Source organism: Acaryochloris marina S15 (genome assembly GCF_018336915.1).
Lineage (GTDB): Bacteria > Cyanobacteriota > Cyanobacteriia > Thermosynechococcales > Thermosynechococcaceae > Acaryochloris > Acaryochloris marina_A.
Window position 1 is genome coordinate 789,318 of the sequence record NZ_CP064923.1, and the last position, 22,494, is coordinate 811,811.

The 22,494-nt window shown below is 46.6% G+C and carries 19 protein-coding genes and 1 tRNA gene; 7 read left to right on the forward strand and 13 right to left on the reverse strand.

The genetic code is table 11. The annotated features are described in order from the left end of the window. Positions 1 to 132: 132 nt before the first annotated feature. Positions 133 to 204: transfer RNA gene (locus I1H34_RS04375), tRNA-Gln, on the forward strand. An 80-nt stretch (positions 205 to 284) separates the two neighbouring features. Then, entirely contained in the window at positions 285 to 1,061 is a 777-nt protein-coding gene (locus tag I1H34_RS04380) for an HAD family hydrolase (RefSeq protein ID WP_212664519.1), read from the forward strand. A gap of 28 nt (positions 1,062 to 1,089) precedes the next feature. Here the strand turns inward: I1H34_RS04380 and I1H34_RS04385 are convergent, their stop codons facing one another. Together I1H34_RS04385 and I1H34_RS04390 are read right to left on the reverse strand one after the other, a co-directional pair. Continuing rightward, positions 1,090 to 1,482 (reverse strand): MAPEG family protein, encoded by a 393-nt coding sequence (locus I1H34_RS04385; RefSeq protein ID WP_212664520.1) that lies wholly within the window; start codon positions 1,480 to 1,482, stop codon positions 1,090 to 1,092. Between the two features lie 58 nt (positions 1,483 to 1,540). Continuing rightward, entirely contained in the window at positions 1,541 to 1,891 is a 351-nt protein-coding gene (locus tag I1H34_RS04390; protein ID WP_212664521.1) for a DUF6464 family protein, read from the reverse strand. A gap of 961 nt (positions 1,892 to 2,852) precedes the next feature. Between I1H34_RS04390 and I1H34_RS04395 the strand changes: the two genes are divergently transcribed. Next, positions 2,853 to 3,614, forward strand: coding sequence for a response regulator transcription factor (locus I1H34_RS04395; protein WP_212664522.1), 762 nt, complete (start codon positions 2,853 to 2,855; stop codon positions 3,612 to 3,614). Here the strand turns inward: I1H34_RS04395 and I1H34_RS04400 are convergent. The 5 genes from I1H34_RS04400 to I1H34_RS04420 all read right to left on the reverse strand — a co-directional run bounded on the left by I1H34_RS04400 (position 3,611) and on the right by I1H34_RS04420 (position 13,269). Next, positions 3,611 to 6,334, reverse strand: a complete 2,724-nt coding sequence (locus I1H34_RS04400; protein WP_212664523.1) for a DEAD/DEAH box helicase — start codon at positions 6,332 to 6,334, stop codon at positions 3,611 to 3,613. The genes I1H34_RS04395 and I1H34_RS04400 overlap by 4 nt on opposite strands. A 79-nt stretch (positions 6,335 to 6,413) precedes the next feature. Continuing rightward, a complete protein-coding gene (locus I1H34_RS04405) occupies positions 6,414 to 9,578 on the reverse strand; it encodes a hybrid sensor histidine kinase/response regulator (RefSeq protein WP_212664524.1) in 3,165 nt (1,054 codons plus the stop codon). 69 nt (positions 9,579 to 9,647) lie between these two features. Continuing rightward, positions 9,648 to 12,176, reverse strand: a complete 2,529-nt coding sequence (locus I1H34_RS04410; RefSeq protein ID WP_212664525.1) for a methyl-accepting chemotaxis protein — start codon at positions 12,174 to 12,176, stop codon at positions 9,648 to 9,650. A 193-nt stretch (positions 12,177 to 12,369) separates the two neighbouring features. Continuing rightward, positions 12,370 to 12,897, reverse strand: coding sequence for a chemotaxis protein CheW (locus I1H34_RS04415; protein ID WP_212664526.1), 528 nt, complete (start codon positions 12,895 to 12,897; stop codon positions 12,370 to 12,372). Positions 12,898 to 12,903: 6 nt separating this feature from the next. After that, positions 12,904 to 13,269 (reverse strand): response regulator, encoded by a 366-nt coding sequence (locus tag I1H34_RS04420; protein ID WP_010472888.1) that lies wholly within the window; start codon positions 13,267 to 13,269, stop codon positions 12,904 to 12,906. 556 nt (positions 13,270 to 13,825) lie between these two features. Here I1H34_RS04420 and hmpF point away from each other — a divergent pair. After that, entirely contained in the window at positions 13,826 to 15,490 is a 1,665-nt protein-coding gene (hmpF, locus tag I1H34_RS04425) for a pilus motility taxis protein HmpF (protein ID WP_212664527.1), read from the forward strand. 64 nt (positions 15,491 to 15,554) lie between these two features. Here the strand turns inward: hmpF and I1H34_RS04430 are convergent, their stop codons facing one another. The 3 genes from I1H34_RS04430 to I1H34_RS04440 all read right to left on the reverse strand — a co-directional run bounded on the left by I1H34_RS04430 (position 15,555) and on the right by I1H34_RS04440 (position 18,392). After that, the gene (locus I1H34_RS04430) at positions 15,555 to 16,259 is read right to left on the reverse strand and encodes a uracil-DNA glycosylase (RefSeq protein ID WP_212664528.1); all 705 of its coding nucleotides are present in this window, start codon (positions 16,257 to 16,259) and stop codon (positions 15,555 to 15,557) included. Positions 16,260 to 16,350: 91 nt separating this feature from the next. Continuing rightward, entirely contained in the window at positions 16,351 to 16,896 is a 546-nt protein-coding gene (locus tag I1H34_RS04435) for a GIY-YIG nuclease family protein (RefSeq protein WP_212664529.1), read from the reverse strand. 83 nt (positions 16,897 to 16,979) lie between these two features. Further along, entirely contained in the window at positions 16,980 to 18,392 is a 1,413-nt protein-coding gene (locus I1H34_RS04440; RefSeq protein WP_249369795.1) for a sensor histidine kinase, read from the reverse strand. A 310-nt stretch (positions 18,393 to 18,702) separates the two neighbouring features. Here I1H34_RS04440 and rseP point away from each other — a divergent pair, with 310 nt between their 5' ends. The 3 genes from rseP to rpsN all read left to right on the forward strand — a co-directional run bounded on the left by rseP (position 18,703) and on the right by rpsN (position 20,851). Beyond that, positions 18,703 to 19,791 (forward strand): RIP metalloprotease RseP, encoded by a 1,089-nt coding sequence (gene rseP / locus I1H34_RS04445; RefSeq protein ID WP_212664531.1) that lies wholly within the window; start codon positions 18,703 to 18,705, stop codon positions 19,789 to 19,791. A 3-nt stretch (positions 19,792 to 19,794) separates the two neighbouring features. Continuing rightward, the gene (gene nth, locus I1H34_RS04450) at positions 19,795 to 20,466 is read left to right on the forward strand and encodes an endonuclease III (RefSeq protein ID WP_212664532.1); all 672 of its coding nucleotides are present in this window, start codon (positions 19,795 to 19,797) and stop codon (positions 20,464 to 20,466) included. A gap of 82 nt (positions 20,467 to 20,548) precedes the next feature. After that, the gene (gene rpsN / locus I1H34_RS04455; protein WP_212664533.1) at positions 20,549 to 20,851 is read left to right on the forward strand and encodes a 30S ribosomal protein S14; all 303 of its coding nucleotides are present in this window, start codon (positions 20,549 to 20,551) and stop codon (positions 20,849 to 20,851) included. A gap of 146 nt (positions 20,852 to 20,997) precedes the next feature. On the opposite strand, the gene I1H34_RS04460 is transcribed toward rpsN, so the two are convergent. Genes I1H34_RS04460 through coaD form a run of 3 tightly spaced genes read right to left on the reverse strand, consistent with a single transcriptional unit; the run spans position 20,998 to position 22,484 of the window. Beyond that, on the reverse strand, positions 20,998 to 21,330 hold the full coding sequence (locus tag I1H34_RS04460) for a hypothetical protein (protein ID WP_212664534.1): 333 nt from the start codon (positions 21,328 to 21,330) through the stop codon (positions 20,998 to 21,000). Positions 21,331 to 21,378: 48 nt separating this feature from the next. Continuing rightward, positions 21,379 to 22,023 (reverse strand): ATP synthase subunit B family protein, encoded by a 645-nt coding sequence (locus I1H34_RS04465; protein WP_249369797.1) that lies wholly within the window; start codon positions 22,021 to 22,023, stop codon positions 21,379 to 21,381. After that, positions 21,951 to 22,484, reverse strand: coding sequence for a pantetheine-phosphate adenylyltransferase (gene coaD / locus I1H34_RS04470; RefSeq protein ID WP_212664535.1), 534 nt, complete (start codon positions 22,482 to 22,484; stop codon positions 21,951 to 21,953). The genes I1H34_RS04465 and coaD overlap by 73 nt, the downstream gene beginning before the upstream one ends. Between the last annotated feature and the right edge of the window lie 10 nt (positions 22,485 to 22,494).

A 22,494-nucleotide genomic window follows, 5' to 3' on the forward strand; every position in this document is an offset into this window, starting at 1 on the left:
CCTTATCTATGGTCATACTAGCAAGGACAATCGATAGACCGTCATTTTTTTTAGGAAAGTCTGAGATAAAGGTTGACAGTTTGGGGAAGCAAACTGTTAAGATATTCGAGCCTGAAAAAATTACTGTCGCATTGGGGCGTCGCCAAGTGGTAAGGCACCTGGTTTTGGTCCAGGCATTCGGAGGTTCGAATCCTTCCGCCCCAGTTTATTTGATAACGCTAGCAGTTGAGGCAAAAGTAAGCACTTTGCCTGGGGAATGCTGGCGGCATGATTAATCTATAGCCATGAGCTTATCCTTACCCCAAACCATAGCCCTTGATTTTGATGGTGTTCTTTGCAATGGTTTGCGAGAATATTTTCTCACTACTTGGCGGGCCTATAGCAGAATTTGGCCTACCTCAACTTCAGAGCCTGCTCCAGAATTAGCAGAGCATTTCTACCACCTGCGCCCAGTGATTGAGACGGGTTGGGAAATGCCTGTACTTCTGCGCGCCATTTTGAAGGGGTTTTCCGAAGCTCAGGTGTTAGCAGACTGGTCCTCGATCCGTGATCGGATCGTTGTCGAGGAAGACCTGGATCGAAAAAGCTTGGTCCAACAGGTCGATGGAGTCCGCGATCACTGGATTGCCTCAGATCTAGAGAATTGGTTGGCCTTACATGAGTTCTACCCTGGGGTCGTTTCTGCACTCCAAACCCTTAGTCAGGATATTGAAGTCATTATTATCAGCACTAAGGAAAGCCGATTTATTTATACCTTACTCAAAAACGCGGGGGTGGATTTATCCCGAGATCGCATCTATGGCAAAGATTGCCGTCGCCCCAAGTATGAGACCTTAAGATTGCTAATCCCAGAAGTGGCTGGCCCAATCTGGTTTGTGGAAGATCGAATAGCCGCACTGGAGCAGGTTAAGGAACAATCTGATTTGGCAGAGATTGGTTTGTTTTTAGGGACGTGGGGATACAATACGGCGTGCGATCGCAAACGTGCCCATCAAGATCAACGCATCCATGCCTTAGACCTAGAGCAGTTTTGCCAATCCCTAACCCAATGGGTTGTATAAATTATTTTGGGTTAAATAGCGGGACTCTCTAGGCCGGTATCAAGGCTAAGACAACGCCAACCAGCCCTGCTAAGACTAGTACTAGACTGCTTAAAGACGCAATGGCAAAGCCAGGACCTCGTTTCTCTGCAGCTTGGTAATACCCCCAAGCATAAAGAGCACGGCCACCCACCCATAGCATTCCTAGCCCCGATCCCCATAACGGATTGAGATAGAAGCAGAATATCCACAAAGCTGGCAGGAAGAAAATCAACTGCTCCAGCATATTTTGCTGGACTCGTAGAACCCGCTCAAAATCAGGATTGCCAGACATTTGGGGAGCTGGGATGCCGTATTTAGCGCGGGCACGCCCGACATTAATAGTGACTACAAAATACAGCAATAATGCAAGCAGACTAACGAGTGCTGGCCAAGGTGACATCAACAATACTCCTTTGTTTGATTAGGTTTAGCGACTTTTTAAGATCTCAGGTTCAGAATTACGATATATCCGTCTTCGGAAGAAAAGAGGCGCAATCTTGGCAAGGGCCATCAGGATTAATCGCACATCGTAATAAAGCTGAATGAGCATTGTACTTGCAATTTTCATCGCCTATGCTACCCATTGTATTCATCGCTCCAATGGCCAGCTGCACATACACCGCAATGTGGTGGAGTTGATAATGATTAGCTTGAAGTTGATAGCGATGTCGCCGTTCTAAGACCGTATACTGCCGACCCGCTACTTCCAGTTGTGCGCCAGGTTGGGGACTATCTTCTAAATAGAGATGGCCCAAGGATTGAGGCGGATGATAAAGATGAATCTCAGTGAGAATCTGCTGTGGCTTCATACTCAGCGTCAGGCTGCATATTGATGTTACGTTACACGTTCTCTAAGCTCGACTCAAGGGGAATCCCTGGTCCATAGGTTTAACCATCTTGGTTCGTAGACCAAAGGCTAGCAATTACCAAGTACATGAGTCATTAAGTGTGGCGAACGATTGTAGAACAGCATTTTCATCTGTGTAGATTGAAGCTGCATGAAATGAGCTGACTCTTGCTTGGATGCTTAGGGCTAAGGTCGCCATAGGAGCCAGGTTTAAGATATGAGGTCAGTCTCCACCATCTTGGAGTACTCGTTTAAGACTGGTCCCAAAAGGTGGAGTAAAATAACGATGGAGTCGCTTTATAGCTTGCTTCTGAGATATAGATTGCCCCCTTAAGATTCAGTGCCCTAAGAAAGCTGGTAGGTCTCCACTCTTTTTTCCGTCCACAATGGTTTATCTGAATTCTCTACACTGAAGATAGGTCATTATTGGCCATCTCATTTCCAGTAGTCCAAAAAGCTTGTTAGGGTGAAAACTCTATGGAAGAGGTCATATTAGCTATTTTGCCCCCTCTCAACGTTTGAAAGGTACTGGAAATTCAGATCCCTAATGGGCATAAAACCAAATGTTGAAGTGGCAGGATCAGTTCTCTCCTAATCTTGTACAGATGTAGGTTGCATTATTGGAGGTCATTTTCTATCATGCAGATGAAATTTAAAAATCTTTGATAAAGTAGATATTTAAGATCATTTCACAAAAAAATTTACAATTTCTTCGATTTTTGATTATGCTGAGGTGGACTCAAAACGCTTTTACTTCTTTTTAGAATGGGCTGTAGATTCAGACAAGTGGGTGGGAAGGATGAAATTATCCTTGTTTATAATCTTTACAAGCCTGTTTTAAACATGAAGAAGCACTTCTGATCCAATCGTTGTTAACTGATGCGCTTGCACCTCTTTAATATTGTCCACACTGAGCAGTTTGCATGAAAACCCGGATACTTGTTATTGATGATGATCCTGCGATTGCAGAGTTGGTTGCGATCAACCTGGAAATGGCAGGCTACGATGTAGCCCAAGCAACTGACGGGATTAAAGGGCAAGCGTTGGCCGTCCAGTTACTGCCAGATTTGATCATCTTGGACCTGATGCTTCCCAAAGTCGATGGTTTTACCATTTGCCAGCGGTTACGACGTGATCAGAGGACAGCCGATATCCCAATTCTGATGTTAACGGCCCTTAGTCAGACCCAAGATAAGGTCGAAGGATTTAATGCTGGGGCCGATGACTATCTCACCAAGCCCTTTGAGCTAGAAGAAATGCTGGCCCGAGTTCGCGCCTTACTGCGACGAACTGATCGCATTCCGCAAGCGGCTCGCCATAGCGAAATCCTCAGTTATGGCCCGCTTACTCTTGTGCCTGAGCGGTTTGAAGTTCTGTGGGTAGATAAAGTCATTAAGTTGACTCGTTTAGAGTTTGAGTTGCTGCACTGTCTGCTTCAACGTCATGGTCAAACCGTCTCTCCCAGCGAAATTCTCCAGGAAGTTTGGGGATACGATCCTAACGATGATATTGAAACAATTCGGGTGCATGTTCGCCATTTGCGCACCAAGCTAGAGCCAGATCCCCGACATCCTCAGTATATTAAGACGGTATATGGGGCGGGATATTGCTTAGAGCTTCCTCACGCGGCAGAAGTTGAGAATGCTGAAGCCACTAATGAGGAAAACCAGGCCTCTGTCACCTAAGGCGAAGACTCACGAACGGGTTCTTCTGGTAACAAGTCTTCATCAGACATGACTACTTCAACTGCTGTCTCGGGCAGTAAGCTAGTATCGCTAATGGGAAAACGATTCATGAGCTGCTGTGCTCGTCTGGCATTTTTTTGTAGCTCCTGAGACAGATAGGGTACGTAGGGGATTTGCGAGAGTAAGTCTACCGTACGTCGCAGAATACGAACTAAATCACCTGCATCTAGGCTAGTGGCATCGCATAGATCGCTCCAACTAAGGCCTAATGCCCATTGTTCGACTAAGCCGACTAATTCAGTATCTAAGCACACAGGAAAGGGGACTTCATAGCGATGTTGTGTTTGAATCAGTTGCTGCCGTAGTGGACGTAAGGGTTTGATCGCTTGCTGAACTGTAGCGCTAGGATGGAATTTCATCCATACATCAGGCCGTGTATTGTCCACCACCAGGGCAGCACAAACGGCAGCAAGAATATGGGGATCGAGAGTATTGAGAGCTTGCGATTTGAATGCTAACCCTAACCAGAGTTCATTCTCCCCTCTAAAAGCTGCGGTGATTTGACCTAGCTCTGTAGGGTTCACATCGTCCAATCCACGAAATTTTTGGAGAATGTCTACCAATGCAATAAAAGCTTGCCATTGATGTTGAAATTGGCGATTAAATTTCGTTTCTCGATCGTGAAGCTGTCTTTCTAGGGTCGTGACCCGCCGCTGCCACCGTAGAAACTTACTATGATCCTGACGAGAAGTATGGGCAGGATGTTGGTGCATTTGAGACTTTACAGCTTGTAACTGCTGTTGTTGATGTGTCACTTCTGGCGCAGGCTGCCAAGTGCTGTCAGGAATCTGTTCTGCAACTTGAAGGCTAATGGCATCACCCTGTTTAGACTGTCCTTTTTTAGTCAGGGATGAAGGGACCGTTAGCTGTTGGATTTTTGCGGAGTGATCTAACTGCCCATCCAAATGCATCACGTCACTCCGAGAAATAACGGACCAGTGATTGTCTTGACTCAAGCAAACCAAATACGGGAAATGGCCAGGGCTGGGAATAGTTGCGACAAAAACACTGGCAATAAGCGTTCTAGATTTAGGCTGAGCCAAGCTCAACAGTGCTCCCAATTCGATATGGTCCAGCAGCAGGGTTAATTCACTAGAACGAGTTTCCTGGGCTTGCTGTTCCAGAATCTTTAGCAACCGGCGCTCTTCTTTGAGGCGCTGCTGCAATTTTTGATAACGCTTTAAAGCCTCTTCATCGATTGTTCCGAGCTTTTGTCGCAACAGGGTCAACTCTTGTTGCAGATCTGTGATCGCTTGTTTCTGAGGTGAAAGTTGCACGCTGGCAATATATTGACCGAAGCTTTTATCGATTAATCTTTTGGACTCATCCAGGGTACGGGTTTGCAGCAGGTTCAGCACCATGCCATAGCTAGGTGTGAACTGGCTGACTAAAGGATCCGGTCCAATCGTGGCCAGGTAGGCTGCTTCCTTCGCCCCCTCAAAAGGCGTTTGTACCGTGATCACATAGCCTTGATTATCCATGCCTCGTCGTCCTGCTCGACCAGCCATTTGCAGGACTTCAGAAGCGGTGAGTAACCGATGGCCTAAATCCGTTCGCTTGGATAAACTGGCAATCACGGTGGTGCGAGCAGGCATATTGATCCCTGCAGCTAGGGTTTCCGTTGCAAACACCACTTTGATTAACCCCGCCTGAAAGAGTTCCTCCACCCAGGTTTTCCACTGGGGAAGCAAGCCCGCATGATGAGCTGCAATACCATGGGCGATCGCAGCAAATTGTTCTGGCCGCCCCACATCGGGATGCTGCTGTCGAAATATCTCCATCTGCGTCTGCATTTGTGCTGATTCATCAGGGCTCAGAAGATTGAGGTGGGTCGTGGATTCGACGGTGCGATCGCAGCCCTTGCGACTAAAAATAAAATAAATTGCCGGCAACATCTCTCGCTCGCGCAAATGCTGCAATACAGCGATCACATCAGGACTATCAGCGCGACGCTGATGACGATGGCCATGATGTTTTTTTGCCTGGGCCTTTAATCTCGGGTTGAGGGCTGTGTCTTGTTGATTCAATAGTGGGAACAGTCCCTTCGCATTCGCAAAGAAATAGGCCAAAGGAACAGGACGCCAATCCGATTCAATCAGTTGTGTTGGACCATGCACCCAGCTCATCCAATCCACTAGTTGTTGTGCATTGGCAACCGTCGCAGATAAAGCGATCAGTTGAATATCGGCAGGGCAATAAATAATAGACTCTTCCCAAACCGTCCCCCGTTGACGATCGTTCATATAGTGACATTCATCCAAGATGACTGACGTCACCCCCTCCAAAGAAGTATTGACCACATCAGTCAGCGTGCCATAGAGGATATTTCGGAAAATTTCCGTTGTCATAACCAAAATGGGGGCCGCTCGATTAACCGAAAGATCCCCCGTCAAGAGCCCAACCGCCTGGTCACCAAACATGTACTGAAAGTCTCTCAGCTTTTGGTTCGAGAGCGCTTTTAGCGGTGTGGTGTAAAAAACGCGTTGCCCGTTCTGCAATGCTCGATAGATCGCATATTCACCCACCATAGTCTTGCCTGACCCTGTGGGTGCCGACACGACTACCGATTGATTGGCATCTAAAGCAGCGATTGCTTGCTGTTGAAACTCATCAAGCTGATACGGGAATAACTGCTGAAATTCAGGTACTGAAATGGGCATGCCCGCTGACTCGCTAAGACCAACATTAGGGATAACTCCCTGAGCTTAAGCATAGTCTTTTACCCCGTCAGGAACTGTCTTATTTGACTAAAACTTCCCCATTCAACATGCGTTGAGCTGCTTCCAGCAAGACTTCTTCCAAATAAGGTTTCGTGAAATATCCTTTCGCCCCTAGCTCTGTAGCCATTTGTTTATGGCGAGCAGCTCCTCTCGATGTCAGCATCGCTACAGGCAAGTCCTGCAGATCATCATCTTGCTGTAGACGAGACAGTAACTCTAACCCATCCATCCGAGGCATTTCCACGTCACAGAAAACCAAATCACAGGGTAATCCAGATCGCAGTTTTTCCCATGCTTCCTGGCCATCACGGGCTTGTTCCACCCGATAGCCCACCTTATTGAAGGTCATGGACAGCAATTCTCGAACCGTAATCGAATCATCAACAATGAGTACCATCGGATCGGTAGCTTCTTCTACTTCCGTGTTTTCCAGAATACTCTTCCAGAGATTACTGTTCACCTCTAGGCGATCCAAGCACAGATCTACCAGTTCCATCACATCAGCAATGGCCATAATGCCACCATCACCCAGCACAGTGACGCCAGCAATGCCCATGGGTTTGGGAACCGGCCCCGCCAATTGTTTAATTACAATTTCCTGTTCGGCCAAAACCTGTTCAACTTCAATGGCCACCAGATCATCTGCACTGCGAAGAATGACCACTGATGCCATGCCATCATCCTTCGTATTACTAGCGTTATAAGATGAACTCCGCTTAAATCGACGACTATAGGCCAGCAATTCTCCTAATGGTTTGCAAGGCAGCTGCTTATCTTGCCAGGTTACCAACACTTGTCCATCTGCATCTTGCTGCAACTGTTCCTTGGGAATATCAATCACATCTTGCACTCCGTCAATCGGGAATGCAATTTGAGTCGAATTATCGATACAACACAAGGCCTTCGTGATACTGAGGGTCAGAGGGAGTCGAATCGTAAACGTGGTGCCCTTGCCAATCCCTGAATCGGTATTAATCACCCCGCGAATTTCATGGATACTATTGCGGACAACATCCATGCCCACTCCACGACCCGCCAAATCATTGGCCTGTTCCTGGGTCGAGAAACCCGATTTAAATAGCAAGGCATAGGCTTCTTGGCGAGATAGGGTGTCGGCCTCATCTTGGGTCAGTAAGTTTTTCTGGACGGCCTTCGCTTTCACACGCTCAATATCAATGCCAGCACCATCATCCATGATCGAGATAACAGCTTGATTACCCTGATAAAAGGCCCGTAGTTTGATGACTCCTTCTTCGGCTTTACCCAAAGATTGGCGAATGTCAGGTGCTTCAATGCCATGAAACAGCGCATTATTCACCAAATGTGTCAGCGGATCATATAACCGCTCCAAAATACTTTTATCAATTAGAGTGTCACGACCTTCCAATTCCAGCCTGGCTTTTTTACCACACTTCATGGAAATATCACGGACGGCTCTAGGGAGTCGTTCTGCTACTTGGGAAAAAGGCACCATCCGCGACTGGGTTAGGCCTTCTTGCACCTGAGTTGTAATTTGACGGAACATCCGCGTAACTTGTTCGGTTCCCCCAACAATAAACTCAATATCAGAGGCCGCTTCACGCACCCGAACAATGCGTTCAATCATCTCTTGGGATAAGGTGTGGAACCCCGTGAAACTATCCATTTCTAGGGCATCAAATTGCTGGCCTGTGGAATGACCGCCAGAATTACCATTTCCACCGTTTCCACTGGCAACCGCCTGCTGTTGGCGACTACTCAACAATGAATTTTCCAATAACGAACGCTCATACAGATCTTCCATATTCCGCCCTAGATCATTTAGTTGCTGAACTTGCAACAACAAATTATCCAAAAACTGCCGTAAACGATTTTGGCTATCTTCTAGGGAGTTACGGCTAACCACCAACTCGCCAATTAAGTTCCCTAGATTGTCCAATTGCTTCACAGGAACTTTCATGGTTTGTGCAATGGCACTCCCCCGCCGCGATGGCTTAGTACCTGTGCGCTTCTGTGGCGCTTTGGCCTGTTCCTTAGCCTTTGTTGGACGACTTGGCTCTTCTAGAAGTTTTTCAAGATCATTGAAGTCATCATTTGATGGGGCCAAAGCGGGAGCAGTGGCCCCATTTGTTGGTGTTTCAGCCAACAAGGCGTCTAAGTTAGAAAAATTATTGTCTGTAGCAGCAACGGGCTCAGGAACTTCAGCAGTCGTGGATGTGTCGAAATTTAATGCCGGTTCATTGAACAAGTCATCAAGGAAAGAAGCTCCCGTATCTGCATTTGTCGAAGCACTCGTGTCTTCTTCCGCAAATAAGCCTAACCAATCTTCAGTCTCAGTCTCGGCTGAACTCGTAACTCCTAGGTCACCAAAGTCTAGTGCAGGCATCAAATCTAACAGTGCGGCCATCGGCTTCACATCTGCTGCACGTTGCGCTAAAACTAAGTCTCTTGCTTCTTTAATATTAGGAACGATCACTCCTGCAAGGGTCGCAAAGGAGTTGCTGGAGTCAGCTACGACAACACCTGCTACTTCTAAGAGTTCAGCCCAACCTTTTAGCTGAAATTCCTGTCCGACTTGGCCCAGATCCTGACAGATCTTGGTTAATGTCTGGCGATTTTCTGGTGTATCAGGCTGTTTGAATAATCCCAGAATCTCTCGTAAATATTGCAAGATGTCTGTTTGAAAAAGTTCAAGACATTGAGCATCCAACACCTCTGGCTCGGCGGTTGTTTTCTGCGGTGTAGGTGCAGGGGCATCACTTAATAGAGCGCTGATATCAACGCCTGGACCTGCTATCTCGGTCAGATGGCTGTCGATTTCAGAAAAAACCGGGTCGATTTCCGATATGGTCTTGGCTGACAACTCATCCGATAAGCCAAAGGACTGCTCTAATTCTTCCGTCAGAATATGGAGGGCATCAAAACTTTTAAATAGTAAAGACTCTAGTTTCTGATCGACCGGAAGGTCATGCTCTTTCAGTACTTTGAAGTAATCTTCCAACCGGTGAGAAATATGCTGCATGCTGTAAATACCCAGCATTGCAGCCCCCCCTTTCACTGAATGAGCGGCTCGGAATACTTCATTCAAAGATTCAGGATCGGCAACAACGGTCTGCAAATTCAGCAAACCATGCTCGATTGTATTGAGGTGCTCTTTAGCCTCCTCAATAAAGTAGACCATAATCCGCTGTTGTTCTGGCTGCATTACCATCTTCCTTAGGATGCTGTAAAACGATAAGTCAAATTGATGATTTAGAAATTAGGCTACAAAGCCCTAGAATTCAGTGCCTTCCACTCTGAATCGCTCCACTGAAGACTGAAGTTCACTAGCAACACTCACCATACCTCTCAGAGAATCAGACACTCGTTGAGCTTCTTGTGAAGTTTCTTGGGCAGTTAATTCCACCGACTGCATCACTTGAGATACATAGCGGGAGGTTTCGGTTTGCTCAGCAGTCGCTTTGGTAATCGAACCCACCAACTGATTAATTTGTGATGAGACTTGAATAATGTCGTCCAACGAACGCTTGGCTTGCTCCGCCCGTTGGGTTCCTTCGATAACTTGTTGGGTTCCTTCTTCCATGGCCATCATCACAGAGCTTGTTTCACCTTGAATTTGCAAAACAATTTGCTCAATTTCTTTGGATGATTTGGCAGCCCGATCGGCTAGTTGACGGACTTCATCCGCAACAACTGCAAAACCACGACCCGATTCACCTGCACGAGCCGCCTCAATACTAGCGTTCAAGGCCAGTAGGTTTGTGCGGGAGGCAATTTGTGAAATTAATCCAACAATTTTAGAAATTTCTTGGGAAGATTCAGCAAGACGCTTCACTTTTCGGGTACTTTCAGCCACTGTTTCTCTAATCTGGAGAATACCAGCCACTGTACTTTCTACAGATTCCCCACCCTTCAGCGCAGCTTCAGTCGCCTTTTGAGCCACCTGGTCTGCAGAACGAGCACTTTCTGCAACCTGCTGAATAGAGGAGGTCATCATTTGCACAGAATTTAGCGAGACTGCCAACTCTTCAGCTTGCCGTAATGCATCAGAAGATAAGCCCCGGGCAAATTCTTCGTTTTCAGCTGCCCCTTTATTCACTTCCTGGGCCGCTACTTTAACCTGTTTAACAATCTTTTGCAGGTTATAAATGGTGAGGTTAAAAGAGTCAGCAACCGCTCCTAAAATATCGGCAGTTACTTCTGCTTGAACCGTCAGGTCTCCACGAGCGGCCCCTTCTACATCATCCAGCAGACGAATCACTTGTCGCTGTAGGTCTTCTTTGGCCTTTTCCTGTTCTTCTGCTTTGCGCTGTACTTCAGCAGTGGTTGACTCAATAAAACGAGTCATTTGGTTAAAACTGGTGGCTAACTGACCAAATTCATCTTTAGAAAACTCAGTGGCCCGAACACTCCAATCGCCTTGGGCAACGGCAGTCAATTGAGTTTGCAAATCATTCGTTGAAGACTTGATTTGCCGGGTCATAATTTGTCCGAGGGCTAGGGTTGTCACACCACCCGCCACACCAGCTGCCAGTGCTCCCGCTCCTGTCGTGGCCATAGATTGAGAGCTGAGTTGGCCTGCCCCTACAACCGCTAACGCCGAAACGACTCCAGCAGTTGTCGACATAATAATTTGCTTTTGCTGCAATGAGGCATTAGAAAAAGGAGCTAAAATTCCCCCAGGCTTTTTGGACAGGGCAGCCCCTTGGCCATCAGGGAAGAAGGCGCTCCCATCCTGGGACTCTCCTAAAAATCCTGACTGTGATGACGCGGCCAAGTCGGACGAAGGAGGTAGATCATCAATGGCTAACGCTTGCGCATTCTCCGCTACATTGATTAATCCCGTATCTCCAATCAAATCCTGTTCATCTTCAGCCAAGTTCAGCAAACTGGGATCAAGATCAAACTCGGTTGCTGGATCAAAGGTGTCGATTTCCGCATTCCCTTCGAAACCATCCATAGATAGTTCTTCAGATAAATCAATCCCAGACATGGGGAACTCAGTTTGATCGATTGAATCTGAGAAATCTAAGTCTGCAGATTGCGTTGTATTCTCCCCTGCCAAATCAAAGGGCTCATCCCAAGCGTCAGCATCAGTATGGGAGGACTGTATGGTATTGTCTACACCACTAATATCAGTAAATTCACTTTGAATAGCATCGCTTTCGGAATCGCTGAAAATACCGGACGGCCGAGTATCGGAACTTTCTGAGTCGGATGTTGAATGGTTTTTGTTCATGAGTAACGTATCGTCTTCTCCATCAGCAAAACTATCCGAAACCAACGGCTGTCTGTTAGTGTTCCCAGAAACCAGAGGAGCGGACACATAATCATCAAAGGGGTTTGAATTGACTGCAAATGGATTGTCATCTGCAGTTGAAGACTCACCATCAGAATTTGTCTGAAGTGAGGATGAGGGTTGGGTAACTACTGGTTCACCCAATGGCGACTCATTTCCATTCGTCATGGTCAAAGCAGCACTGTTGTTATCGATAGAGGGCATCGACTCAGAATAGCCATAGCCCGATTCAAGGTATCGAGTTGAATCCGCCAAACTGTTGCGAGCACAATCAAGCAACTCTGGATCATGAGTCAACTCTAATACAGACTTATATTGTTGGTTCGCAATTTCGTATTTTTGAAGACAACTATATATATGTCCTCGGAGTAATCGCAGATTTGGATCGTCAGGATACTCTTTTACTAACTGGTCTGTCGTTTCGGCAGCTTCCTGGTAGTGACCTTTCATATAGTCACTTACTGCTTGTTGATAGTCCTGAGTATATCGAGTACTTAATGACATCTGTCTGCTCCTGCCACTGGATGAGTCGAAATGCTAACTGAAGCGAATAATCTGCGGGAATTTATGATAGAGAATGTTTAAAAACTACCTGAGATGAATTAAACCACTAAGATTGAACAAAACTAAGGAATGATGTTGAAGAATATCCTCTAGACCTGCCAAGTTTAGTCATTTCCCTTACATCTTCATGGGGTTAAGTCGCCCACCGGGCTGATCTCAAAATTGCTTCTGGATCCAACAATCGTAAATATTGTTCGGACTCATTGAGTATCCATTCTCCTTTCAAGAAAGGAGCCATATTGTCTGGCGCACTGAGAGATGGACTCAGCCTGTCAGCATCTAGCCAATCCATATCCATCACCTTGTCAACAGCCAAACCAACGGTAATTTCTTGGGATTCGATCGCAATGATCGATATTTCCTGGCAATCTGTATCTAAGGGTTTAGGATGACCTAAGAACTGACCAATATCTGTTACCCAAACAACTTGACCTCGCAGATTCAAGACGCCCATCAGCACAGGAGATACATTGGGAATCGGTGTAATCTGATCTGGCGCTAACGCCAGCACTTCCCGAATGCCTTGGGCTGGTAATGCAAATTCTTGGCCTGACTCTATGAAGAATCTTAAGAATAAGTCTCCTTCAGGATTTTGTAATTCCTGCAGATTGGAGAGCTGATTAGTATCTGTATCTGCAACAATATCTTGGTGACTGACCATAAGGACCTAACCTTCTAGTAATTGCCTAACTATGACTAGTAATTCTCGCGGTTGTATCGGCTTGGTCAGATAAGCATCTGCCCCTTGTTTCATCCCCCAGTACCGATCAAAGTCTTCTGTTTTTGAGGAACAAATTACAACTGGTACATTTTGAGTTGTTGGGTTAGACTTTATTTCGCGACAAACCTCATACCCATTTTTTCGAGGCATGACGATATCTAGGACCACAATATCAGGTTGCGTTGATTGGATTTGCTCAAGCGCTTCTACTCCGTCTGTTGCGATCAAAACCGTGAGTCCCATGTCTTCGAGAGCATTGCTCATGAGTTGTCGCTGTGTAATACTGTCATCAACTACTAAAACTTTTTGCATTTATTGCTACCTGACATCTTCGCTAGGGCTACTCACATTTAAGTATTGGCTGCTACGGTAAAGGTGAAAGTAGTCCGAGTAATTTGACAAATGGTATTAGTCATTTACCTGAGTAGACTAGCTTCAAACAGAACAGCCAAGAACGAAGTTATTGAGGGTGATTTCCCCTGCGAACTTAGGATACCCTCCCCTAACATACAATTTGCCAATCTATGAATTGTTTTGTTCTAGGGAAAGGATCAATTCCTTAGGAGTAAAAAGACTTACTCTATGCATGCAAAGAAGAGCGGCCCTTTTGGGAACTATTGACTTGGGAAGAACTGTGTTCCCTTGTATAGTTGAGCATGTCTTTTGCTGAGAGTGTTGGCTTAAATCTTGAAGTTAGCTAATCTTGAGGGGAAGTTAAGCTTAATGCTTGAAAAACCCTATTGGGTCAAAAGCGAAGCTTTTATACTGAATAGGAGTTGAATGAAGTTCAATCGATCGCTAAATTTAGAAAGCTGAACTTTGGATATTGACTGGGCTCAGATGCAAGTAGAAATTGAGGGTGATAAGTGTGCTGTATCTCGCTGAAGTGCACAAGAAGACTGGCTTTATGGGTGCCAAAACAGAGCTGAAGCTTTTAGCCCAAAAGCAATCTGAGCATAACTGGAGTCCCATCTCTGGCGAAGAACTGCTCCAAGCAGATGCTGCGAATGACTACAACGCAGGCGTCCTTGTCTTGGTTGAGATGGATGGCAATCAGCAGCTTAAAAGTATTCAAGATGCCACAAGACAGCTAGTTGGCATCTTAAAAAGCTTTTCTCGCATGCGTGAGAAATTCAAAACCCAGGAAGAAGAGATTGAAGGGTGGAAGCAATCCTTAATCTACCAAAGTCAAGAACTCACTCGGCGTGAAGTGGATATGGAAGCCCGAGCTGAGGAAATACAAGAATGGGATGCTGAATCTCAAAAAATCGAGCAACAACGCCAAGAATTTGAAGCTACTCGCACCCAAATCCTGCAGCTAAAAGAGCAGATGGAGCTAGATCGCCAGCAGTTAGAGGAAGGCTGGGGACGGTTGCAGAATGCTCAAAATGAGGCACAGGCAGGTCTGTCTGATGAACAAGTACGGCAGATAGAGCAATTGTTGGAGCAATTGGATCAATCTCTTGCTAATGGGACATCCAATCCGGATCATGTTTTAGCGAGTATCAATCAACATCCCCAGATACAGGAAGCTTGGCAAACCCTTGATCAGGATCGCTCTCATGCTCAACAACAACAAGCGACGCTTGATCAACAACAGTCTGAGTTGCAATCTGTCTGGCAGGAATGGCAACAAACCGAAGATTCTTTGGCACAAACCAAATTAGAACTCAAGGTGCAAGAGCAGTCGTTCACCTTGAAAGAAGAACAGAAAAGTTGGTTAAGCGAACAGCTACAAGTCCAAAGCAATCTCTATGAGAATCTCACTCAGATGCAGGGGGCTGCTGGTGAGCAGGCTGATGTGCAAAGGCTCCGGGATATGCCGTTAGAGGAGCTGGAAACCACGGTAGAGAAGCTCAATACAGAATTGGTTAAACTTTCTAGTTTTGTTAATGATCAGGAAGAAGAACTGAAATACCAACAAGAAGCGATTGATGAGTTGGAAGCAAAAATTCAAAATGCCAGCGAGTATGATCAATTAAGCTTGACCGGTGAGGTGGAGGATGAGCGACAGCATTTCCGTTTACTGGATGAGACCTTAGAGGGTCAGCGCAAAACCCTGAAAGAGCGTGAAGCCATTCTCTATTTTCATCAAGACATTTTGTATCAGCGGAAGCGATCGCAACAGAACAAATTTCATCAATCAGCTACGTTAGATCTTGCACCTATCGTAGAATTAGCAAAAGCTGAGCAGGAAAAGCAACAGCAATCGCTAGAGAGATTAAACCATGAACTCAGTGACCTAGAGGCTTCTCTGCAAGTCACTCGAAATACAATAGAGACGACGTCTACAGAACAAGACAATAAGCGCAATGCTTTGAAACAACAAGAACACGAGCTAGAAAACCAAAAAACGGCCTTGGCCGAGTTGTGGGGGAAAGTCAAAACTTCTGAGAGCTTATTACAACCGATTCAAGATGTTGTAGAGAGCCTAAAGGGTCAAGCAGGAGCAGAAGGGCAGCAAGACAACCCAGCATTCTCCACCTTAAATGAACTGAAGCAAGTTTTTATGGCTATTGGTCAAGGTAGCTAGAGTGGCTGCTAATGCTGTTGTTGTACGGCTCCTAATCCGTCGTCTAGGCAAATTCTCTAAATACTTAAGGTGACTGCAACAACTCATCTAGTTTCGCCCGAACGGCCTGGATATCTTGCCACATTAACCACTTGGGTCTGCCAGGTTCAGGGGAGGGATTTCTAAGGAGGTAGGCAGGATGCAAGATGGGCATGCACAAATAGTCTTGCCATGGTAACCATTGCCCACGGATTTTGGTAATGCCCCGTTTATCTCCTGTAAGCCCCCGGACTGCAGTTGCGCCTGTCAGCAAGATGATCTTGGGATTCACTAGGCGAATCTGCTCTAGTAGATAGGGTTTACAAGCGGCTGACTCATCTGGCGTTGGGGTTCGATTGCCTGGCGGTCGGCATTTAACAATATTGCAAATATAAACATCTTGTTGCGAGTCGAGTTTGACTGAGGCCAAGATTTTGTCTAATAATTGCCCAGCTCGGCCCACAAAAGGTAATCCAGTTTCATCTTCATGTTGACCAGGTCCTTCTCCAATGATCAGAATGGGCGCTTGTGGATTACCCCGACTCACCACGACATGGGTACGGCTGGGTGCCAAATCACACCGTTGGCACTGTTGACAATGAGTCGTTAATTCTGGCAGGTTTTGATAAAACCCTTTGGGGATAGGAACCTGTGGACTAGTAGAGATTTCTTCATGGGTCACAGTCACCGTTTCTGATTTGGTTTCGGCACCCTGCCAATCAAATAAACTGATTTGTTCTCCGTCAGGCATGAAACCTCTCAATATTAGGGGCGATATCTCTGCAAAAAATGGGGAGACTTGGGACTGTGATTAAGGCATGGGTGGGGTGGATGACCCCACGCTATTTTAAATCTAATAACCCCGTCTCTTTTAACTTAGGGTTAAACCGCAGAGGCTCTTGTACGCCACGCTGGTTGAGGATCTCCATGATTTCAGCTTCTAGGCGACGGGCCGCATTTTTTAGGACTTTGAGTTGGCTGCGCTCGTCTAGGGCCGGGTCTTGATGTTGGGCCTGTTCTTCATCGGTCATGGCAGCTTTGACATCAATTGCCTGTTCCCACTTGCTTTGATCGGCTTGGTTACCAGGTACTGGTGCACCATTGCCCTGAATCCACGTACTCCGTATCTCTTCCAGTAGGGTCCGATTCGGGCGGTCAATCGATTGGACTTTCAGCCAATAGCATAAACGAGGTTGACGGATTAAATGTTGTTTGAGACTGAGAAAGGTATCCCGTGAATACCCCACATATTGGAGGGTTTTATCTTCCCCAAAGATGGCATAGACACCGATTTTGCCTGAAAATTGTTGGGGAAGCATCCCGTCGGCATCAAGATAAGGGATCGCTTTCAGGTCGGCGAGAGGGGTAACAAGATTCTCTACAGACATAACCAAATTTCGATAAGACTCACTCCATCAATGGGGGGATATCCTGCCAAACTCAGGGAAGTCTCCCAGTTCTGGAGCCATTCCTAGTATGCAGTACTATCCGTCCCTAACGGTAAAAAGATTGTCAAGACTTCACCTTGCTGTTGATTTTGACGGACGGTGAGTTTTCCACCCAAAATTTCGAAGAGTTGTTTGGTGACGGGTAAGCTCAAGCTCAAGTTGCCGGTTTCGGGTTGCAGCATTAATAAATCACCAATAGCTTTGAGCATGGGCAAATCAGCCCCTGAGCCTGGATTTGTCATGGTTTGATCAGAGCGCAGCTCTAGTTTGAGCTGATCGCCTGCTAAGGCAATTTGCAACTGCATTTGACTGCCTATTGGCAAACGATGACTGAGTTGTTCTATTAAGCCTGTTAGAACCTGCTCCAACATGTTGGGATCACTAATTGCGATCGCAGGCAGTTGCGCCGGCATGTCCAACTCAAAAGAGAGACTGCGCCGATCGGCCTGTTTTTGCCAGCGAGGGACATTCGTTGTTAAAACCTCCTGGACCGAAATAGACATGAGCTGAACCGTAGGCGTTGTCTCCGCAGTGGTAAGCTCCATCGCCCTAAAAATTAAGCTGAAGCGATCAATTTGCTCATGACATTCCCGCCGGATCGATTCTAATCGTTTCAAGACTTCTGCCGGTAAATCAGAGCGTTTCAGCAGTAGCTGTGTAAAGGTTTGAATGGTGGCCAGAGGCGTCCGCACTTCATGGGCTAATGCTTTTAATAAGTCGACTTCTGGGCATTTGTGATCCGGAGACACCTGACGCTTATCTGATTGTTCGGTAGCCTTCATCTCAGATAAGTGAGAAGAGCGTTGCGGCGAGAGTTCAGGCAAGAGCGTCGAGACTTGCCGATAATTTTGCAGCAGTTGACGACTAAATTGCAGCGGAATTCGATAGTGGGGCTCAACAACTGGCCATTGTTGCAAGAGGCCATCAAACTCTGCCAATTGATGGGGACGCGTGAGTTGGATACGCGATCGCACACTCTGCAGCACCTGCTGTACTGTTTCTGGGATAAAGGAGAATTGGAAGCATGCTCCCTGGGCAGTCGTAGAATTCAAAGTCGCGACCCAACAAAAGGAAGCCGTCAGCACTAAGCAAAATCGCTCTGCTAATTGAGGATCTGCAGGGAGTAATGGGATAGTCTGAGCAGACTGAGGGGGCACTTCAGAATGCGTTCGATCACAGGGGGGCAATTGGAATGCAGTGCCATTCGTTGGAATTAAAGCCCAGGTATGGAAATTTGCAAATAAGCCTAAATCACTCAAAAGGGGAGTTGGCCCCGTTAGGATCAAGCCTCGCATCCTGGCAGGAATGGTCTGATGGGTACTAGATTGGCTGATGTTTTTTTCTTGAGTCGCCAGCAACATCGATAAGAGCGTGCCAATCGCAGCATGCCATTCAGTTTCTCCCTGATTGGATTGAGGTTCAGACCACCAATCCAATGCCGGTTCACTCTCCCTGAATCCCTCGCTAATTGTTGGCAAGACCCACGCGTTCACCCTTAGAATTGCCTCCCATATCAGTTCACTGGCTGAGATATTTCTAACGCTTCTTTGACGATAGCGATTCTACCTCCACTCCCCCAGGTGTAGAACCGAACGTTTTTGGCGAAATGCCCCTGCTCTTTTGTTTCGAATTTTACTGGAATTATGACCTCCCTTCACTGCAACAACCTGAGGCCATCAATAGCGTTAAGATAGTTAAACCTAATCCCCTATGATTGGATTAGAGCCGCGATATTAAGGTGCATCCATGCCTCCCTTTGCTGGAATTTTCATCATGATCGGTATTCTAGGGCTGCTGATTGCTGTCCATGAATTGGGTCACTTCCTTGCTGCGAGACTGCAAGGAATCCATGTAAACCGCTTTTCTATTGGCTTTGGTCCGATTTTATGGAAATACCAGGGTGAGCAAACTGAGTATGCCTTGCGGAGTATTCCTCTTGGCGGTTATGTCGGATTCCCGGATGAAGATCCCGAGAGTTCTATCCCCCTGACTGATCCAGACTTGATGCGCAATCGGCCTGTTTTGGATCGGGCCATTGTCATCAGTGCTGGGGTCATTGCCAACATGATTTTGGCCTATGTGTTGCTGGTTGCAGAAGTTGGCATCGTCGGCGTTCCCGGTGGTGTTCAGTACCAACCAGGGGTGTTGATTGCTCAAGTGGCAACGGATGTGAGTTCCGCTGCTGCTAATGCAGGTATCCAATCGAGAGATATCGTCCTTGCGGTTGATGGACAGACCCTAGGCCAAGCAGAGGCCGCTCGGGATTCCCTGATGAAATCCATCCAAAATAATGAGGGCCAGCCCATTCAACTGCATATTAAACGGCAAGATCAAGAGATAGATATCAACATTATTCCTGAACGAACGGACGAGGGCCTAGCTCGCATTGGAGTTCAGCTCGCTCCTAATGGCCGTCTAGTGCGCCGTCCTATCCAACATGTAGGCGAATTATTTGGTACTGCAGCCCAAGAGTTTCAGAAAATAGTGGGCTTTATGGCTCATACCCTCGGCGAACTGGTGGGCAATTTTAGAGAGTCTGCCAGCCAAGTTGCGGGTCCTGTGGGTATTGTTGCCATTGGTGCCGATATGGCTCGTACCGATATGAGCAGCCTATTTCAATTTGCAGCGGTCATCAGCGTTAACTTGGCCTTTATCAATATCCTGCCTCTACCGGCTTTAGATGGGGGGCAATTGGCTTTCTTACTGCTGGAAGGGGTTCGAGGTAAACCGTTACCCAATAAGATTCAAGAAGGCGTTATGCAGGTTAGCCTTTTCCTCTTGCTAGGGCTTGGGGTGTTTATGATTGTGCTGGATACCGCCAAACTGATGACTTAGGCTATGCCTCGCAATTCTGCTAAAAAAATAAAGGCATTAGAATTACTCGATCGCCTCAAACAACTCTATCCGGATGCCACCTGTAGTTTGACCTATGAAACACCGGTTCAACTACTGGTAGCTACGATTCTGTCGGCTCAGTGTACGGATGAGCGGGTGAATCAGGTTACCCCAGCACTCTTTGATGCCTACCCAGATGCCCCTGCCTTCGCCGAAGCGGATCGGGAAGCATTAGAAGCGCTGATTCGCTCAACGGGGTTTTACCGCAACAAAGCCAAGCATATCCAAGGGGCTTGCCAGAAGATTGTCAGGGATTTTGATGGCCAAGTGCCGAATCAAATGGATCTATTGCTGACCCTGCCAGGGGTTGCCCGTAAAACTGCTAATGTCGTCTTAGCCCATGGTTATGGCATCAATATGGGGGTAACCGTAGATACCCATGTCAAGCGCTTAAGCAATCGCTTGGGGCTGACCCGCCATCAAGATCCCGTCAAAATTGAGCAGGATTTGATGAAGCTTTTACCTCAAGAAGACTGGGAAAACTGGTCGATTCGTCTGATTTATCATGGTCGGGCCGTTTGTAATGCGCGGAAACCCACTTGCGATCGCTGTTCCTTTACCGATCTCTGTCCGTCTGCAGGTAAGGTCACCCCAGCCCGTTCCTCCAAAAAGTAATTGAAATCTTTCGGCAAAAAGGACAAGATTCGTTAAGATAGAAAATACTGTTTAAATTTTTGATTGGACATCCCACAACTTCATGGCTAAAAAAGGCATGGTTGAGCGAGAGAAAAAGCGACAAAAGCTAGTCGCTAAATACGCTCACAAGCGCCAAGCGCTACTCGAACAAATTTCTCAAGCTGCCTCTCAGCAAGAGCGGATGGATTTGCACCGTCAGCTTCAACGTCTACCTCGGAATAGCGCGCCAACCCGCTTGCGCAATCGTTGCTGGGTAACTGGACGCTCTCGGGGCTACTATCGAGATTTCGGCTTATCTCGACATGTATTGCGAGAAATGGCCCACGAAGGTTTATTGCCAGGCGTTACCAAGTCCAGCTGGTAAAAAGCAACGCGCTACCCAGCGTTTCATTGGTAACGATTAAGCAACAGCTTCTCTGAAGTTAATAAGAGAAGCTGCTTTCGCTTGTCTAAATTTAGGATGATAGATGGCAGGCAATACCGTCTAGTCTGACTAAAGAACTCTAACGATTATGATTGTCCGCAGCAGGTATCAATGCCTAAACTATTGAGTAGCAAGTCGCTCACCGCATTGGCAACTGCAAATTCGCTATAAAAGCTTTTAGAGAAATCAAATCCTTGCATTTCAGTCAAAATCGCGATTAGCAAGGAGCCCAAATCATTTTCGCCTTCCATCCGTTGTCGTAAGTAAACAGAGGCAGCTCGCTCGGCGATTTTATTGTTAACGACTTCAGGCAAGAACTCCCGATCGAGCCATGCATGCAGTGCTTGCCGTAACCATTGGGCTTCTTGTTCGGGACTGCTACAAGGCGGTAGGGTTACAGCTGGGATAGGCTCAATCATGATGGTTGACTAATTGCTTCTTGTATTTAATATAAGCAATTTTTCCCACTATGAAGCAGAAGTGTGCAAATGGGAGCGACCATTTTGAACGACGCGGGTCATATGTCCTAATCGATCCTCTAATTCTTTGAGAACCTGCTCTGTATATCGATCAGCTTCCATTTGAATTTGCTCACATTCAGCGTGGGCCGCGTGGCGCATGGCCTCAATCTCTTGTTGAGTTTGGCGTCTAACCCGCTCTACTTCTGAAATATTACGCTGGCGCATGGTCTCAATTTCCCCTTGCACTTGCTTACGCAAATGTTGAGCTTCCATTTCAGCCTGCTGAATAATCGTAAGTTCATCCGCAATTTGGGCGGCGCGCTGTTCGGCTGACTGGATCAGTTCTTCCGCATATTGGTTAGCCCGATTGATAATATCTTCTTTATTTTGCAAGATATTTTCTGCGGATCGAATCGTATCCGGGATGCTTCTCTCTACGGCTAATAGCTGTGACAAGAGTTGTTCTTCATCCACCACCGTACGACGAGTTAACGGCATTTTTAAGCCGTCCAGGACAATAATTTCTTCTAATCGTTGCAGCTGCTGCTGCAACTCTAATCCTTGAGATTGATGAGCCGCTAGTCCGTGGGTGGTGTAATCGGTGCCGTTGGCGGTGGTATCGACACTGAAGGCGGAGTCTTGGTGAAGCATTCTTCTAACTCAATGGCAACGTTTTCAGGAACAAGATGAGCAACTGATCCACCAAACTTAGCAATCTCTTTGACTAAGCTACTGCTGAGAAAACTATATTCGTTGGAGGTGGCCAGAAACACGGTTTCGATATGGGGAGATAAGGTGTGGTTGGTATGAGCCATTTGCAGCTCATACTCGAAATCGGATAACGCTCTCAGACCCCGCAATAACACCTGAGCTTTCCGCTTTTGCGTATAAGTCACTGTTAGTGTATCAAATGTGTCAAGCTCTAAATTGTTAAGGTGCTGGGTACAGGTTTGAATTTGCTGAAGGCGTTGTTGAACCGAAAACAAAGGTGCTTTGTTGGGATTGCGAGCTACGGCAACAATGACTGATCCAAACAAGTTGCATCCTCGCTCAATAATGTCGAGATGCCCTAAAGTAATGGGGTCAAAACTGCCAGGATAGACTGCAATCATATTTTGGGTG

Excerpts from the sequence above, each read along its gene's own strand:
- I1H34_RS04420 (WP_010472888.1), bottom strand. The coding sequence starts at position 13,269 with ATGCAAAAAGTTTTAGTAGTTGATGACAGTATTACACAGCGACAACTC.
- I1H34_RS04435 (WP_212664529.1), bottom strand. The coding sequence starts at position 16,896 with ATGTCTGTAGAGAATCTTGTTACCCCTCTCGCCGACCTGAAAGCGATC.
- I1H34_RS04390 (WP_212664521.1), bottom strand. The coding sequence starts at position 1,891 with ATGAAGCCACAGCAGATTCTCACTGAGATTCATCTTTATCATCCGCCT.
- I1H34_RS04385 (WP_212664520.1), bottom strand. The coding sequence starts at position 1,482 with ATGTCACCTTGGCCAGCACTCGTTAGTCTGCTTGCATTATTGCTGTAT.
- I1H34_RS04400 (WP_212664523.1), bottom strand. The coding sequence starts at position 6,334 with ATGCCCATTTCAGTACCTGAATTTCAGCAGTTATTCCCGTATCAGCTT.
- coaD (WP_212664535.1), bottom strand. The coding sequence starts at position 22,484 with ATGATTGCAGTCTATCCTGGCAGTTTTGACCCCATTACTTTAGGGCAT.
- I1H34_RS04465 (WP_249369797.1), bottom strand. The coding sequence starts at position 22,023 with ATGCTTCACCAAGACTCCGCCTTCAGTGTCGATACCACCGCCAACGGC.
- nth (WP_212664532.1), top strand. The coding sequence starts at position 19,795 with ATGCCTCGCAATTCTGCTAAAAAAATAAAGGCATTAGAATTACTCGAT.
- I1H34_RS04410 (WP_212664525.1), bottom strand. The coding sequence starts at position 12,176 with ATGTCATTAAGTACTCGATATACTCAGGACTATCAACAAGCAGTAAGT.
- I1H34_RS04380 (WP_212664519.1), top strand. The coding sequence starts at position 285 with ATGAGCTTATCCTTACCCCAAACCATAGCCCTTGATTTTGATGGTGTT.
- I1H34_RS04460 (WP_212664534.1), bottom strand. The coding sequence starts at position 21,330 with ATGATTGAGCCTATCCCAGCTGTAACCCTACCGCCTTGTAGCAGTCCC.
- I1H34_RS04395 (WP_212664522.1), top strand. The coding sequence starts at position 2,853 with ATGAAAACCCGGATACTTGTTATTGATGATGATCCTGCGATTGCAGAG.
- rseP (WP_212664531.1), top strand. The coding sequence starts at position 18,703 with ATGCCTCCCTTTGCTGGAATTTTCATCATGATCGGTATTCTAGGGCTG.
- I1H34_RS04415 (WP_212664526.1), bottom strand. The coding sequence starts at position 12,897 with ATGGTCAGTCACCAAGATATTGTTGCAGATACAGATACTAATCAGCTC.
- rpsN (WP_212664533.1), top strand. The coding sequence starts at position 20,549 with ATGGCTAAAAAAGGCATGGTTGAGCGAGAGAAAAAGCGACAAAAGCTA.
- I1H34_RS04405 (WP_212664524.1), bottom strand. The coding sequence starts at position 9,578 with ATGCAGCCAGAACAACAGCGGATTATGGTCTACTTTATTGAGGAGGCT.
- I1H34_RS04430 (WP_212664528.1), bottom strand. The coding sequence starts at position 16,259 with ATGCCTGACGGAGAACAAATCAGTTTATTTGATTGGCAGGGTGCCGAA.